This window comes from Paracoccus liaowanqingii, assembly GCF_004683865.2.
Lineage (GTDB): Bacteria > Pseudomonadota > Alphaproteobacteria > Rhodobacterales > Rhodobacteraceae > Paracoccus > Paracoccus liaowanqingii.
Genome location: NZ_CP038439.1, coordinates 367664 through 382918 on the forward strand (window position 1 = coordinate 367664; position 15255 = coordinate 382918).

Sequence of the window (15255 nt, forward strand, 5' to 3'; positions counted from 1 at the left end):
AACCTGTGGCTGTTGCAAGCGCGCCACGTCTAGCGCCGGGGCGGGCGCCGCGCAATCATGCCAGCCCGGCAATGGCAAGAAACAGCGCAAGAATCAGCCCGGAATCGCGATTGGATCTGAACAGTTCAAGGCAGATATCCCCTTGATCCGGGTGGAACTTCTGCAGCTGCCACATCAGGTGCAGCCCGAAGGCCAGTACGCCCGCCCAGCCCATCAACTGATTGCGACCCGTCAGCCCGACCGCCACCGCCAGGACCGCCACCGCCACCACGGCGAACCCCGCCAGGATCTGCGGACTGCGGTCGGCAAAGAGGCGGGCGGTGGACCTGACGCCGATCAGGGCGTCATCCTCGACATCCTGATGGGCATAGATGGTGTCGTAGAAGATCGTCCAGGCGATCGCGCCCAGCCAGGCGACGACCGGGGCCGCGTCGACCCGGCCCATATGGGCGGCATAGGCCAGCATGACGCCCCAGTTGAAGGCAAAGCCCAGAAACAGCTGCGGCCACCAGGTGAAGCGCTTGGCGAAGGGATAGATCGCCACCAGCGCCAGCGAGGCGACCCCCATCCAGACCGCCGCCTGGCCAAGCGTCACCAGGATCGCCAGCCCGACCAGCCCCTGCAGCCCCAGCCACAGATAGGCGCCGCGCAGCCCGACCTGCCCCGAGGGCAGGGGCCGCGACCGCGTCCGCGCCACCTGCGCGTCGATGGCCCGGTCGGTGATGTCGTTCCAGGTGCAGCCCGCGCCGCGCATCACGAAGGCGCCGAGGGCGCAGGCCAGCGCGATCCACAGATCGAACAGGCGCGGCGCATCCGCCATCATCGCCAGCCCGATCCCCCACCAGCATGGCAGCAGCAGCAGCCAGGTGCCGATGGGCCGGTCGGCGCGGCTCAGCCTCAGCCAGGGCCGCGTCCGGGGCGGCGCGAAGCGGTCCACCCAGTTGTCGGCGGGCGCGTCGACGACGGCGTCTGGCCTTTCGGTCCGGCTTTGCATAGCGTCGCATCCATCATGGCAAGGATCAGGCTTTACATAGATCAGCCGCTGGTCGCGGGGCAACCCGTCCCCTTGGACGGGGCGCAGGCGCATTACCTGTCGGGCGTGATGCGGCTGCGCGCGGGCGACGCGGTGACGGTCTTCAACGGGCGCGACGGCGCGTGGGCGGCGACGCTGGCCGAGGCGGGCAAGCACGGCGGCACGCTGGATGTGGGCGCCCAGACCGCGCCGCAGCAGGACCCGCCCGACCTGTGGCTGGTCTTCGCGCCCATCAAGAAGGCGCGCACGGATTTCATCGTCGAAAAGGCGGCCGAGATGGGCGCCGCCCGCATCCAGCCCGTCTCGACCGACCACACCAATTCCGAACGCATCCGCCAGGATCGCCTGCAGGCCCATGCCGTCGAGGCGGCCGAGCAATGCGGCGGCACCTTCGTGCCCCCGGTGGCCGATCTCGTGCCCCTGTCGCAGCTTCTGGACGGGTGGGATCCCGCGCGGCGCATCCTCTGGGCAGACGAGGCGCGGGTGGGTCCGGCCGAGGCGCTGGCCGGCCTGCCGCCCGGGCCCTGGGCCATCCTGATCGGCCCCGAGGGCGGGTTCTCGGCCGTCGAGCGGGCGCATCTGTCGCGGCTGCGCTTCGTCACGCCGGTCAGCCTGGGCCCCCGAATCCTGCGCGCGGATACGGCGGCGGTGGCGGCACTGGCGCTGTGGCAGGCCGCCCTGGGCGACTGGCGCTAGGGTTATTGCCTGCAAACCGGGCACAACCGGGGGTTTATGACCGCATTGCGACGAAAACCGGCCTTTCGGCTGCGGGATTCGCATAGCGGGTTTGCCGGTTTCACCGCTACTCTTCGCAGGCTGCCCAAACTATCTCCTGTGTATCCGAAATGTGCTCGCTGACAGGGCAAACTGAAAACAGGTGATATGATGTCGACGATCGAAACGAACCGCAGCGCCACTGCTGTCGGAGGCGTGGGGAACGTCGCAGCGCAGATCGTCTCGCTGTTCGCGTCCTGGCGCGAAACCCGCGTGACGCGTCGCGAGCTGGGCCGCCTGTCTGACCGCGAGCTGGACGATATCGGTCTGTGCCGCGGCGACATCGAGCGGATTGCGCGCGGCTTCTGACGCCACGACCGACCCCTTCCAAGACGAACGAACCCCCACGGCAAACTGCACGCGGGGGTTTTTTCATGTCTAAACGGGATGGCCCGGGGATCAGGTGCGAGTCATCACCAGCGTCGTCCAGTCGCCCAGATCGTCGCGCCGATCGGGTGCGAAGCCCGCGTCCCCGTAGGCGGCCGTCACCTCGTCGGCCTGCGTGGTCAGGATGCCCGACAGGATGATCCTGCCGCCCGGCGCCATGTGGCGGGCCATGTCGCCCGACAGGTCGATCAGCGGCTGCTTGAGGATATTGGCCAGCACCAGATCATAGGGCGCCGCCTGTTCCAGCGTCGGGTGATCGAAGCCCGCCGCCTCGATGCAGACGACGCGCCCGTCCAGCCCGTTGGCGATCACGTTGGCGGCCGCCGTGTCGACTGCCACCGGGTCGATGTCGCTGGCCAGCACCGTGACATGCCAGATCCGCGCCGCCCCCATCCCCAGGACCGCCGTGCCGCAGCCGATGTCGGCGATGCGGGTGGCGGTGAAGCCCTCGGTCGCCAGCCGGTCCAGCGCCTCGAGGCAGCCCTTGGTGGTGTTGTGATGGCCGGTGCCGAAAGCCATCGCGGCATCGATGCACAGCGCCTCGGCGCCGTGCGGGATGTCGTCGGCATCGTGGCTGCCATGCACGTAGAAGCGGCCCGCGCGCACCGGGGTCAACTCGCGCCGCACATGCGCGACCCAATCGACATCGGGCACCTCGGACACGAGGAAGGGGTTCGCGCCATAGGCCGCCGCCAGCAGGGCCAAGGCGATCTCGTCCGGCGTCTCGGTGAAGTAGACGCCGACCTCCCACCGTTCGGAGCCGTCCTCGATCTCGAAGAAGCCGGTGCCCACAGGCTCGGGGGTCAGCTCCTCGCAGGCCTCGGACAGGGCCTCGGCGGCCTCGCGGCCGTGCAGGTGGGTCAGCGCGGTATAGGTGGGCATCAGATCGGGTCCGGATTGGGCATGCTGGCCTCTACCCCGGTGCCCTTGAGCCCGCAATAACCGTCCGGGTTCTTCTCCAGATATTGCTGATGGGCCTCGTGGGCGGGCCAGAAGGGGATGCCGCCCTCGATGATCTGCGTGGTGATCTTGCCGAAGCCCTGCACCGCCAGGCGGTTGTCATAGTCGATCCTGGACGCCTCGGCGGCCGAGGTCTGCATGTCGGTGAAGGTGACGATCAGGCTGCGGTACTGGGAGCCCTCGTCGTTGCCCTGCCGGTCGCCCTGCGTGGGATCGTGGTTTTCCCAGAACAGCTGCAGCAGGTGGTCATAGCTGATCAGCGAGCTGTCATAGATCACCCGCACGACCTCGGCATGGCCGGTATCGCCCTGCTTGACCTGGTCATAGGTGGGGTTCTGAACCTCGCCCCCGGCAAAGCCCACCTCGGTCGACCAGATGCCGTTCTGCTGCCAGAACAGCCGCTCGACCCCCCAGTAGCAGCCCATCCCGAAGATCGCCTGGTCGTAGCCTGCGGGCGGGTTGGCCCCCAGGGGGCGGTGAAAGATCGCATGGTCGGTCATGATGGCCTCATGTGTCGTGATGGGGGCAAACGCGGGGCGGGCGGCGGCGGTTCAACCGCGCGGATGGGCGGCGTGATAGACGGCCATCAGCCGCGCGTCGTCCACCCCGGTATAGACCTGGGTGGTCGACAGGCTGGCATGGCCCAGCAGTTCCTGGATGGTGCGCAGATCGCCGCCCGCCGCCAGCAGATGCGTGGCGAAGCTGTGGCGCAGGGCATGGGGCGTGGCGCTGGCGGGCAGGCCCAGTGCAGCGCGGGCCAGCCGCATCGCGCCCTCGACCGCCGCGCTGGTCAGCCGCCCGCCGCGCACGCCGCGAAACAGTGGCTGGTCGGTGCGGTGGCCCCAAGGGCAGAGGCGCAGGTATTCGGCCACGGCGTCGCGGGCCACGGGCAGCACCGGCACCTGCCGCTCTCGGCTGCCCTTGCCGCGGATGATCAGTCCCTGCGGAAAGGGCCAGTCGGTCCCGTTCAGCGCCAGCGCCTCCGAGATGCGCAGCCCCGACCCCCAGAGCAGCGTCAGCACCGCCAGATCGCGGGCGCCGACCCAGGGGGTCGCGTGAGCGGCCACGCTGTCCAGCGTGTCCTGCGCCTGCAGGGGCGTCAGGGGCCGGGGCAGGCTGCGGGTGTATTTCGGGCTGCGGGTGGACAGGGCGGCGGACAGATCCATCCCCTCGCGGTCCGAGATCCAGCGCAGGAAGGACCGCACCGCCGACATCCGCCGCGCCAGCGAGCGCGCGCCCAGACCCCGACCCCGCTCGGACGCGGCAAAGGCGCGCATGTCGGCCTGCCGCAGTCGCGCCAGGGCCGCGGGCGAGACGGCTTCGGCCCAATAGCCGCCCAGGAACTGCAGGAAGGCCAGCAGGTCGGCGCGATAGGCGGTGATGGTATGGTCGGACCGGTCGCGGGTCGCGGCCTCGGTCTCCAGCCAGCGGTCCAGCGCATGGGCGGTGGCGGGGGCCATTAGGCCGCTCATCGGCGCAGATGCTGCAGCAGGACCAGCCGGAAGACCTGCGCGAAGAAGCGCAGCAGGTCGGTCCCGTGCGCGGGCAGGAAGCGGGTTGCGTCCGCGCTGCCCATCAGCAGCAGCGCCTGCGGGTGGTCCGCGCCCAGATCCAGGGGCAGCAGCGCCTCGGAGGCGATGGTGCGGCCATGCAGGGGCCGCGTCAGGACCAGCGCCGCGCGCAGCACGATGTCGTTGCCGCGCGGCGCACGGCGGCCCGCCGCGATGATGGGGTCGATGCTGCCCTGCGGCACCCGGACCGCCTCGGGCGGCAGGGGCAGGGAGGGATCGGCCTCGACGATCAGGCGCAGCGTCTCGATCCGCAGCAGGGGCGCGATGTCGGAGTGCAGGGCAGCCGTGAACTCGGCCAGATCGGCCGATTCCAGCAGCCCCAGCACGGCCCGGTGCACGACCGCCATGCCCGACAGGTTGTCATAGGCGGCGGCGATCACGCTTTCATGGGTCGTCTCCAGCCGGTCGAGGCGCGTCTCCAGCGCCTCCATCGCGCGGCCGCGGATGTCGATGACATTCGCGCCCGCCTGAGCCTCGCGCGCCGCGACCAGGGCGCGCATCAGGTCGCGGTCGCCCAGGATGGCGCCCGGATCGGCCAGCAGCCGGTCGCGGACCGCCGGGTCCAGAGGGGGCTGACCCAAAGAGGGATCGAGCGCGTCGGTCATGGCCTGGGCCCTCCGCTGGCCGGTTACAGGATCTTCTGGCCGCTCTGCTTCCAGTCGGCGTCGAACTGCGCCAGACCCTTCTCGGTCAGCGGATGGGTGATCATCGTCTTGATGATCGAGGGCGGCGCGGTGATCACGTCGGCGCCGATCCGGGCCGCGTCCACGATATGGTTCACCGTGCGGATCGAGGCCGCCAGGATCTCGGTCTCGAAGCCGTAATTGTCATAGATCTCGCGGATGTCCGAGATCAGGTCCATGCCGTCCAAGTGGATGTCGTCCAGGCGCCCGATGAAGGGGCTGATGAAGGTCGCGCCCGCCTTGGCCGCCAGCAGCGCCTGCGCCGCCGAGAAGCACAGCGTCACGTTGACCTGGCGGCCCTCGTCGGTCAGCACGCGGCAGGCCTTCAGGCCGTCCCAGGTCAGGGGCACCTTGACGCAGACATTGTCTGCGATCTTGGCCAGGTGCCGGCCCTCGGCGATCATGTCCTCGGCCTTCTCGGCCACGACTTCGGCGCTGACCGGACCCGCGATCAGCGCGCAGATCTCGGCGGTGACCTCGGCGATGGCGCGGCCGGACTTGTGGATCAGCGAGGGGTTGGTGGTGACCCCGTCGACCATGCCCAGATCGTTCAGTTCCTTGATCGCCGCGATATCGGCGGTATCGACGAAGAATTTCATGACCCTGCTCCTTGGGGGATGTTCCCTTGCCTCATATCGCAGATGGGGCCGGGCCGAAAGGGCGCAACGCCGCCGCCCGCGCGGACCGGGGGCTTGCAACCGGGCCGCGCCCTCGTCTTTATCGCGGACCATGAGCCATGCCCCCGTCTTCTTCCCCCCCGGCGCCCGGATCGCGGTGCTGACCTGCGAGCCCGTGGGGGTGCTGGACTATCTGGCGCCCGAGGACGGCGTGCGGCAGGGCCAGCTGGTGCTGGTGCCTCTGGGTCCGCGCCGGGTGCTGGGGCTGGTCTGGGCCGAGGGCACGGGCGATTTCGACCTGGCCAAGCTGCGCGCGGTGGGGCGCGTGCTGGACGCCGAGCCGTTCTCGCCCGGCTTCCTGGATTTCCTGACGCGGGCGGCGGAATACACGCTGACGCCGCTGCCCCTGATGCTGCGCATGGCGACGCGGGCGCCCGACATCGACCAGCCCCCCGCCGCGCGCCGCATCATCGTGCCGGGATCGGGCGTCATCCCCCGCGTGACCGAGGCGCGGACCCGCGTGATGGCCGTGATGGCCGAGCATGGCGGGGCCAGCTTCGCGGCCTCCGAGCTGGCACAGCTGGCGGGCGTGGGCACCTCGGTCGTCAAGGGGCTGGTCGGCACCGGCACCCTGGCCGAGATCGAGGCGCCGCGCGATCTGCCCTATCCCGCGCTGGACCCGGGCCGGCCCGGCAAGGCGCTGGACGGGGATCAGCAGGCGGCCTCGGACCGGCTGCGGGGCGCGGTGCGGGGCGGCGCCTATGGCACGACCCTTCTGCGCGGCGTCACCGGATCGGGCAAGACCGAGGTCTATCTGGAGGCGGTCGCCGAATGCCTGGCGCAGGGGCGTCAGGCGCTGGTGCTGCTGCCCGAGATCGCGCTGTCGGCCGAGTTTCTGGACCGCGTCGAGGCGCGCTTCGGCGCGCGGCCCGGCGAATGGCACAGCGGCATCACCCGCACCGAACGGCGGCGCCTGTGGCACATGGCCGGGCGGGGGCAGGTGGGGCTGGTCGTCGGCGCCCGGTCTGCGCTGTTCCTGCCCTTCCGCGATCTGGGCCTGATCGTCGTCGATGAGGAACATGACGGCAGCTACAAGCAGGAGGATGTCGTCTATTATTCAGCCCGCGACATGGCGGTGCTGCGCGCGTCCATCGCGCGGGCGCAGGTGGTGCTGGCCTCGGCCACGCCCTCCCTGGAAAGCTGGGCCAATGCGGCCTCGGGCAAGTATGCGCGGCTGGACCTGCGCTCGCGCTATGGCGAGGCCGAACTGCCGCAGATGGCCGCCATCGACCTGCGGGCCGAGGCCATGGAGCCGGGGCGCTGGATCTCTCCGACCCTGGCGGCTGCGGTGACCGCCCGACTGGAGAAGGGCGAGCAGTCGCTGATCTTCCTCAACCGCCGCGGCTTCGCGCCGGTCACGGTCTGCCGGGCCTGCGGCGAGCAGATCGGCTGTCATCAATGCGACGCCCGCATGGTCGAGCACCGCTTCCAGAACCGTCTGGTCTGCCATCAATGCGGCGAGACGCGGCCCATTCCGCTGGCCTGCCCCTCCTGCGGGGTCGAGGGCAAGCTGGCCCCCATCGGCCCCGGCGTCGAGCGCATCGCCGAAGAGGTTGCTGCCCGCTTTCCTGACGCCAAGGCCACCGTGCTGTCCTCGGACCTGTTCCATTCGGCCCGCGCGCTGAAGGAGACGATCGCCGAGATTTCCGAGGGCGATACCGACATCATCATCGGCACGCAGATCGTGGCCAAGGGGCACAACTTCCCGCGCCTGACGCTGGTGGGCGTGGTCGATGCCGATCTGGGCCTGCAGGGCGCCGACCTGCGCGCGGCCGAGCGCAGCTTCCAGCTGATGCGGCAGGTGGCGGGGCGGGCGGGACGCATCTCGGGCGCCGCGCCGGGCGTGGCGCTGCTGCAGACGCACCAGCCCGACCATGCGGTGATCCGCGCGATCCTGTCGGGGCAGGACGAGGCCTTCTGGGATGCCGAGGCCGCGGGGCGGCAGGCGGCGGGCATGCCGCCCTATGGACGGCTGGCGGGGATCATCCTGTCCCATCCCGACCTGGACGTAGTCAGCGATTTCGCCCGCCATCTGGCCGGGCTGGCCGCGCCCCTGGCCGAGGTGGGGGCCGAGCTGTGGGGGCCCGCCCCCGCCCCCATCGCCCGGGTGCGCGGGCGGCACCGGATGCGGATGCTGATCCGCGCGCCGCGGCAGGCGCCGTTGCAGGCGGCGATCTCGGACTGGCTGGCGGGGGTGCGCCTGCCCACCAACCTGCGGCTGTCGGTCGACATCGATCCGCAGAGTTTCCTGTAAGAGGCAGGCAGGGGGCATCCTGCCCCCTGACCCCCGGGGGATATTTCAGCCAAGATGAAAGGGGTCAGTTCTTCAGGACGATGCAGCGGCCTCCGAGGCGCTGGAAGCGGGTGCAGAAGCGCGCGGCCTCGGTCCGGGTCGGGTAGCCGACCTGCGCGGTGTAGATCGCGCGCGGCATGCCGTTCATGCGCTTGCGGACATAGCCCACCCGCGCGCCGTCATCCAGGATCGGGCGCAGCGTCCGGTTCAGCCGCGCGACCTGCTGGGCGGCGCCCGACTGGCTGGGATGGCTGGCCACGATCACGCCCCAGGGCATGGCCGGGGGCTGGGTGGTGAATTCGCGCAGGGTCCGTTCGCCGGCCATGCGCTCGCAGGCCGGGCGGAACGGCTGGTCGGGCGCCAGGGCCAGCTTGAGTTCATCGGCGGGCGGGGCGTTGTCGCGCCAGCGATGGGCGCTGAAGCCGGTGATCGATTCGACATAGTCGACCGTCTCGAAGGGCAGGGTCGTGCTGCGGGCGATGAAGCGGGCGGCGCGGTTCTCGCCGCCGTTATAGGCGACGGCGGCCAGGCCGATATTGCCGAAGCGGTCGCGCAGCTGGCCCAGATACCATGCCGACTTGCGGATGGCCTGGGCGGGATTGAAGGGGTCGTCCAGCCGGTACATCTCGGCCGTGCCGGGCATGAACTGCGCGATGCCCAAGGCACCGGCGGGGCTGACCGCGGAGGGCTCGAACCGACTTTCCTTCCACAGGAGACGTGCGAGGAAGGCCGGGTCGAGGGCGTGTTCCGAGGCCGTGCGCTCGATCAGCTTGCAGACATCGGCGGCATAGCTTTGCCGAACCACGCAGTCGCGCCCGTCATCCGTGCAGCGCCGGTCCTCGGTCTGGCGGGGGGCGGGGCGCCCGTCGATCGCGTCCACGGCGGGACGCGCCGACAGGCCCGGCGCCATGAGGCCCGACAGCGTCAGGGCCATCAGGGCACCGAGGGCCATGCGGCGGATCCGGATCATCGCGGGCAACCGGAGCGAGGGCAGAGGCGTCGCGTCACGATCCCTGCTTGTCCGCCTTGGCCTTGCGGTCCTTGTCCTTGCCGGGCTTGGCCTTGCCTGCGCCCGGCTTCTTGCCCTCGGCCTTCTCGGCCTTGCCCTTGGTGGCGGATGCGGCGGCCTTGCGCTCGGCGCGGCGGACTTCCTTCTCGGCATCCTTCTCGCGCTGCTTCTCGGCCTTGCGGGCGGCCTTGCGGTCAGCGCGGGCGGCCTCCTTCTCGGCGATCTTGGCCTGCTTCTCGGCATCCTTCTGGGCGGCGCTGGCCTTCTGCTTCTCGACCTTGCGGGCAGCCTTCGCGGCCTCCTTGTCGGCGGCGGTCGCGGGGCCCTTGCGGGGCTTCGTCGCAGCCTGGGGCGCGGCCTGGGTCGCGATCTGGTCGGCGGGCTTTTCAGCGGTGGTCGTTGCGTCGGTCATGCCGGATGTCCTTGTGGGGCTGTCAGGGGGAAGGTCGGTGGCCGCGGCCTCGGCGGGCGCCGCCCGCCGCTTGGGCATGCGATGGGGCTCGGTGCGCAGGTCGGTCTTGCGCGCCTCGGCCGGGTTGCGTCCGGCGGGCTTGCGGGGAATCGTCGCGCCCTTGCGCTTGAGCCCCTGGCCCGCGCGCGCGGGCTTGGCCGCGGCCGTGGATTTCGCGGACCCCGCCGGGGCCGCCTGCAGCGGAGAGCGCAGCCCGCGCCCGCGCCGTTCGCCCTGGGCGCGGCGGGTGGCGGCCAGCAGCAGCTTGGCGCTGTCGGGATCCTCGGCGGTCTCGGCCTGGGTCCGGGCCTGGTCAAGCGCGGTGATCAGCGCCAGCAGCGCCGAATCGTCCAGCGCGCCCAAGGCGGGCTGCCGTCCCTGTTCGGCCAGGGCCAGAAGGTCCCCGGACAGCGTTTCCTGTTCCTGCTTGGAGTGATTGGGCATCGCATGACCTTCGACAAACGGCTGAACTTTCGGCACGACTTTGCGCAGGAACGCACCGTTTTGCAATTGGAAAGGCCCCGGAACGTGCCGGGGCCCTGTTCTTGTGACGCTGCTGCCCGTTGCCTCAGCGGGCCGGAACGGCGCTTTCCACCGGCGAGACGAAGGGCGTCTCGGGGCTGGCAAAGGGATCGCTGACCACCGTCGGCTGGACCGGGCTGGCCGCGGGGGCCGCCGACATCGCCGCATAGGGATCCATGACCGGCTGGCTGACCGGCAGGGTCACGGGCTGGCTGGCGGGCAGGGTCGCGGGCAGCGTGGTGGTCTGGATCGCCGCCTGCGGCATGGCCTGGACCGTGGCCGGGGCGGCCATGGCCAGCGCCGGATCCGCGACCTCGACGGTCGGGGTCGCGGGGACGACATAGCCCTCGGGCGTCTCGGTCATCGGACCTTCCAGCCGCAGGCTCTCCTCGGCCGAGCGGACGACGACCTCGGTGCCGGTGGGGATCTGCTCGAACAGGTCCATCACGTCCTGGTTGAACATCCGGATGCAGCCTGCCGAGGTTGCCTTGCCGATCGACGAGGGGTCCAGCGTGCCGTGGATGCGGTAATAGGTGTCGACGCTGCCCTGATACAGATACAGCGCCCGCGACCCCAGGGGGTTCTGCGTGCCGCCGGGCAGGCCGCCCGCGAACTGGCCGTAGAGCTGGGGTTCGGACCGCAGCATGTTGTCGGTGGGCCGCCAGCTGGGCCAGCTGGCCTTGCGGGCGATGGTGGCGCGCCCCTCGAAGGTCAGGCCCGCACGGCCCACGGCCACGCCATAGCGCATCGCCTGGCCGCCGGGCTGCACGTGGTACAGGACCCGCGCATAGGGATCGACGACGATCGCCCCGGGCGCCTCGGTGCCATTATAGGGAACAAGCTGGCGCATGTTGCGGTCGTTGAGATAGGCGGCGCGGACTGCCGGTATCTGGATCGGTTCGCCCTCGGGCCCGGTATCGACCCGGCCCTGGTACATCTCGGGGATCTGGACCGGCTGCTGGGGAGAGGTGGCGGTCTCTTGCGAGGGCGCGCAGGCCGCCAGCCCCAGAGCCAGCGCCGCAAAAAGGGAAGCGAGGCGCATCGTTGCATGTTCCTTGTTCATCGCCGGGCCCGTCGGCAGAGACAAACCCGTGGCAGCATCTGTCATCATCCTGCGCCACAGCCCCGCAAGGCGCGCGCATGTCTTGCCCTTGTCCATGGGGCCGTGCGACGGTCGGCGTCAACCCCGGCTGGCCGATGCGCGGTCTGATGCCGCGCTTGTGCCCGGCCTCTGTGGCTTGGCGGTGTCAGGTCAGTCACCTTTTCGCGTGATCCGAACACCTTGGCGTGTGGTTGGGTTTCATCGCCCGCGCGGAAAACACCGCCCGCCTGGGTTTGCCGCGCAGGTTGTGCCGGTCCGGGCGGCATCGCCGGGCGCGGGTGCAAACCGCCGGTGCGGGCGCGGATTGCGGCCCGGAACCGACCGGCCTAGGCTTGGCCCCGTTCCGGGCGGCCCATCCGCCCGGTCCCGCTGCAAAAGGCCGCCCCGTGACCCGACCCGCCGATCCCAAGACGCCCGAACCCGACATGCCCGCCCCCGCCCCCCGCCCGGGGGCCCTGGCGCCCCTGGGCTATCGCGATTTCCGCCTGCTCTGGGGGGCGACGCTGGTCTCGAACTTCGGGGGGCTGGTGCAGGCGGTGGGGGCCGCCTGGCTGATGACCCAGCTGACCGACAGCGCGACGCTGATCGCGCTGGTGCAGGCCTCGAACACGCTGCCGGTCATGCTGCTGGCCATCGCCTCGGGGGCGCTGGCCGACATCTTCAACCGCCGTTCGCTGCTGATGGCGGCGCTGGTCTTCATGAGCGTCGTGTCGGTGGCGCTGGCGGTCGTCGCCTGGACGGGCGGGCTGACGCCGTGGCTCCTCTTGGGATTCACCTTCCTGCTGGGGGCGGGGCAGGCGGTCTACAACCCGCCCTGGCAGGCCAGCATGGGCGATCTGGTGGCGCGCAAGGACCTGCCGGCGGCGGTTAGCCTGAACTCGGTCGGCTTCAACCTGATGCGCAGCGTGGGACCGGCGGCGGGCGGCCTGATCGTGGCGACCCTGGGCGCTGCGGCGGCCTTCGCGGTCAATGCGGTCAGCTATCTGCCGCTTCTGGGCGCCATGGCGCGCTGGCGGCCCAAGCTGGCGCCCCGCGTCACCACGCCCGAGCCCTTCATGGCCGCGATGGGCGCGGGCCTGCGCTATGTGGCGCTGTCGCCCAACCTGATGCGGGTGATGCTGCGCGGCGCGCTGTTCGGCTTTGCCGCCATCGCGGTGCTGGCCCTGCTGCCGCTGGTCGCCAAGAGCCACCCCGAGGGCGGCTCGCTGCTGTTCGGCGGGCTTCTGGGCTGCTACGGCATCGGCGCCATCGCGGGGGCGCTGCTGAACCCCCGCCTGCGGGCGCGGCTGGACAACGAGCATGTCGTGCGCATGGCCTTCCTGGGCTTCGCGGCGGCGGCGCTGCTTCTGGGATTGACCCAATCGGTGTGGCTGCATGCGCTGGCGATGCTGCCGGCGGGCGCCTCCTGGGTGCTGGCGCTGTCGCTGTTCAACGTGACGGTGCAGCTGTCGACGCCGCGATGGGTCGTGGCCCGGGCGCTGGCGCTCTATCAGACGGCGACCTTCGGCGGCATGGCGACCGGCGCCTGGATCTGGGGCACGGTCGCGGGCGCGCAGGGGCTGGGCACGGCCCTGACGCTGGCGGGGCTGATGCTGGTCGCGGGCGCGGCCATCGGCGTCTGGCTGCGCGCGCCCGAATTCGGCGCGGTGGATCTGGACCCGGTGAACCGCTTTCGCGAACCGGCGCTGCGGCTGGACCTGCGGGGCCGGTCGGGCCCGATCATGATCATGGTCGACTACCGGATCGACCATGACGACGTGGCCGAGTTCCTGCGCCTGATGCGCCTGCGCCGCAACATCCGCCGCCGCGACGGCGCCCGCAACTGGGCGCTGCTGCGCGATCTGGAACATCCCGACCAGTGGAGCGAAAGCTATCACATCGCCACATGGGAGGAATATGTCCGCCACAACCTGCGCCGCACCAAGACCGATGCCGAGGTCGCCGTGGCCCTGCGCGCCCTGCACCAGGGCGAGGCCGACCCGCTGGTCCACCGCATGATCGAGCGCCACAGCGTCGGCCCCCAGGACGACGTGCCCTTGGTAGGCAAGCTCGAGATCCCCTGACCGACGGCCGGTCCCGGTCCCCACCGCCGACGGGGGGCAGCGCCCCCCTGCGGCGCCTAGAGCCTGTCCCGCCAGCGATTGACCAGCGGATAGCGGCGGTCCAGCCAGAAGGCGCGCGTCGAGAGGCGCGGGCCGGGTGCCGCCTGATACCGCTTCCACTCGCTGGCATAGAGCAGCTTCTCGACCTGCCGCACGGTGTCGGCATCGAACCCTTGGGCCACCAGATCGGCCAGCGACAGGTCCTTCTCGACCAGACCGTCCAGGATCGCGTCCAGCACCTCGTAGGGGGGCAGCGAATCCTCGTCCTTCTGGTCGGGGCGCAGCTCGGCCGAGGGAGGCTTGCTGATGATCCGGGGCGGGATCACCTCGCCGGGGCGGCCCAGCATCCAGTCGCGGTGATTGGCATTGCGCCAGCGGCAGGTTTCGAACACCCGCGTCTTGTAGAGATCCTTGATCGGGTTGTAGCCGCCCGCCATATCGCCATAGATCGTGGCATAGCCCACCGCGACCTCGGACTTGTTGCCGGTGGTCAGCAGCATCTCGGCGAACTTGTTCGACAGGGCCATCAGCATCACGCCGCGCAGGCGGGACTGGATGTTCTCCTCGGTGATGTCGGGGGTGGTCCCCGCCATCAGATGCGCCAGCGCACCCTCGACCGCATCGCGGGCGCCGTCGATCTGAACGGTGTCCAGCCGCGCCCCGAGGCGGGTGGCGCAGTCGGCGGCATCGTCCAGGCTGCTCTGCGAGGTATATTCCGAGGGCAGCATCACGCAGCGCACGTTCTCGGGCCCGATCGCGTCGGTGGCGATGGTGGCGACCAGCGCGGAATCGATGCCCCCCGACATGCCCAGCAGCACCTTGCGGAAGCCCGACTTGCGCAGGTAGTCGCGCAGGCCCAGCACCATCGCCGCGTAATCCTGCTCCCACGCATCGGGCTGGGGCGCCAGGAAGCCGGGCTGGGCCTGCCAGCCCTCGGGGCCGCGGGTGAAGTCCACATGGACCACGGCCTCCTCGAAGGCGGGCAGCTGCACGACCTTGTGGCCGCCGGGGTTCAGCACGAAGCTGGCCCCGTCATAGAGCTGGTCGTCCTGGCCGCCGACCATGTTGACATAGACCAGCGGCAGGCCGGTCTCGACCACGCGGCCGACCATGTGGCCCATGCGCAGGTCCAGCTTGTCGCGGTGATAGGGGCTGCCATTCGGGACGATCAGGATCTCGGCCCCGGTTTCGGCCAGGGTCTCGGACACGTCGGGATACCAGCTGTCCTCGCAGATCGGGCTGCCGATGCGGGCCGGGCCCACCGGATAGGGGCCGCTGATCGGGCCGCTGTCGAACAGGCGCAGCTCGTCGAAGAGCTGCTTGTAGGGCAGGTGGTGCTTCAGCACCCGCGCGACCAGCGCACCGTCCCTGAACACCCACCAGGCGTTGTAGAGGCGCTCCCCGTCGCGCCACGGCCCGCCGATGCCCAGGGCCGGGCCGTCCGTCAGCGAGGTGCCCAGCTCCAGGATCGCCGCCTCGGCCTGGGCGGTGAAGGCGGGCTTCAGAACCAGGTCCTGGGTCTGGTAGCCGGTGATGAACATCTCGGGCAAAGCCAGCATGTCGGCGCCGGCGGCGCGGGCCTGATCCCAGGCCGCCCGAGCGCGCGCGGCATTGCCCGGAAGGTCGCCCACGGTTGCGTTCAGCTGGCCGATGGTCAGGCGGAAGCGGTCGGTCATGATCAGGCACCTCGG

At 70.6% G+C, this 15255-nt stretch carries 14 protein-coding genes; 4 read left to right on the forward strand and 10 right to left on the reverse strand.

Annotated features, from left to right (window positions below; genetic code table 11):
• Positions 1-55: 55 nt before the first annotated feature.
• Positions 56-994: a 4-hydroxybenzoate octaprenyltransferase gene (ubiA, locus tag E4191_RS01725; RefSeq protein WP_176562611.1), complete on the reverse strand. Its 939-nt coding sequence runs from the start codon at positions 992-994 to the stop codon at positions 56-58.
• A gap of 15 nt (positions 995-1009) precedes the next feature.
• Here ubiA and E4191_RS01730 point away from each other — a divergent pair, with 15 nt between their 5' ends.
• Together E4191_RS01730 and E4191_RS01735 are read left to right on the forward strand one after the other, a co-directional pair.
• A complete protein-coding gene (locus tag E4191_RS01730; protein ID WP_135311879.1) occupies positions 1010-1729 on the forward strand; it encodes a 16S rRNA (uracil(1498)-N(3))-methyltransferase in 720 nt (239 codons plus the stop codon).
• Between the two features lie 186 nt (positions 1730-1915).
• The gene (locus tag E4191_RS01735; RefSeq protein WP_331459618.1) at positions 1916-2116 is read left to right on the forward strand and encodes a DUF1127 domain-containing protein; all 201 of its coding nucleotides are present in this window, start codon (positions 1916-1918) and stop codon (positions 2114-2116) included.
• Between the two features lie 90 nt (positions 2117-2206).
• Here E4191_RS01735 and E4191_RS01740 read toward each other — a convergent pair whose 3' ends face one another.
• The 5 genes from E4191_RS01740 to fsa are packed head-to-tail and all read right to left on the reverse strand — an operon-like array spanning position 2207 to position 6007.
• Positions 2207-3076: a 50S ribosomal protein L11 methyltransferase gene (locus E4191_RS01740; RefSeq protein ID WP_135311880.1), complete on the reverse strand. Its 870-nt coding sequence runs from the start codon at positions 3074-3076 to the stop codon at positions 2207-2209.
• Entirely contained in the window at positions 3076-3654 is a 579-nt protein-coding gene (gene msrA / locus E4191_RS01745; protein WP_135311881.1) for a peptide-methionine (S)-S-oxide reductase MsrA, read from the reverse strand. Before msrA ends, E4191_RS01740 begins: the two co-directional genes overlap by 1 nt.
• A gap of 51 nt (positions 3655-3705) precedes the next feature.
• A complete protein-coding gene (locus E4191_RS01750; RefSeq protein WP_228461454.1) occupies positions 3706-4614 on the reverse strand; it encodes a tyrosine recombinase XerC in 909 nt (302 codons plus the stop codon).
• Positions 4615-4622: 8 nt separating this feature from the next.
• A complete protein-coding gene (locus E4191_RS01755) occupies positions 4623-5330 on the reverse strand; it encodes a DUF484 family protein (RefSeq protein ID WP_135311883.1) in 708 nt (235 codons plus the stop codon).
• A gap of 23 nt (positions 5331-5353) precedes the next feature.
• Positions 5354-6007: a fructose-6-phosphate aldolase gene (gene fsa / locus E4191_RS01760; RefSeq protein ID WP_135311884.1), complete on the reverse strand. Its 654-nt coding sequence runs from the start codon at positions 6005-6007 to the stop codon at positions 5354-5356.
• A gap of 130 nt (positions 6008-6137) precedes the next feature.
• Here fsa and E4191_RS01765 point away from each other — a divergent pair, with 130 nt between their 5' ends.
• The gene (locus tag E4191_RS01765) at positions 6138-8339 is read left to right on the forward strand and encodes a primosomal protein N' (protein WP_135311885.1); all 2202 of its coding nucleotides are present in this window, start codon (positions 6138-6140) and stop codon (positions 8337-8339) included.
• 64 nt (positions 8340-8403) lie between these two features.
• On the opposite strand, the gene E4191_RS01770 is transcribed toward E4191_RS01765, so the two are convergent.
• The 3 genes from E4191_RS01770 to E4191_RS01780 all read right to left on the reverse strand — a co-directional run bounded on the left by E4191_RS01770 (position 8404) and on the right by E4191_RS01780 (position 11402).
• Positions 8404-9348 (reverse strand): lytic transglycosylase domain-containing protein, encoded by a 945-nt coding sequence (locus tag E4191_RS01770; protein ID WP_228461456.1) that lies wholly within the window; start codon positions 9346-9348, stop codon positions 8404-8406.
• 34 nt (positions 9349-9382) lie between these two features.
• The gene (locus tag E4191_RS01775; RefSeq protein ID WP_135311886.1) at positions 9383-10282 is read right to left on the reverse strand and encodes a hypothetical protein; all 900 of its coding nucleotides are present in this window, start codon (positions 10280-10282) and stop codon (positions 9383-9385) included.
• 124 nt (positions 10283-10406) lie between these two features.
• Positions 10407-11402: a L,D-transpeptidase gene (locus tag E4191_RS01780; protein WP_228461458.1), complete on the reverse strand. Its 996-nt coding sequence runs from the start codon at positions 11400-11402 to the stop codon at positions 10407-10409.
• Positions 11403-11887: 485 nt separating this feature from the next.
• Between E4191_RS01780 and E4191_RS01785 the strand changes: the two genes are divergently transcribed.
• The gene (locus E4191_RS01785; protein ID WP_135314270.1) at positions 11888-13525 is read left to right on the forward strand and encodes an MFS transporter; all 1638 of its coding nucleotides are present in this window, start codon (positions 11888-11890) and stop codon (positions 13523-13525) included.
• A gap of 56 nt (positions 13526-13581) precedes the next feature.
• Here the strand turns inward: E4191_RS01785 and E4191_RS01790 are convergent, their stop codons facing one another.
• A complete protein-coding gene (locus E4191_RS01790; protein WP_135311887.1) occupies positions 13582-15240 on the reverse strand; it encodes an NAD+ synthase in 1659 nt (552 codons plus the stop codon).
• Positions 15241-15255 lie beyond the last annotated feature (15 nt).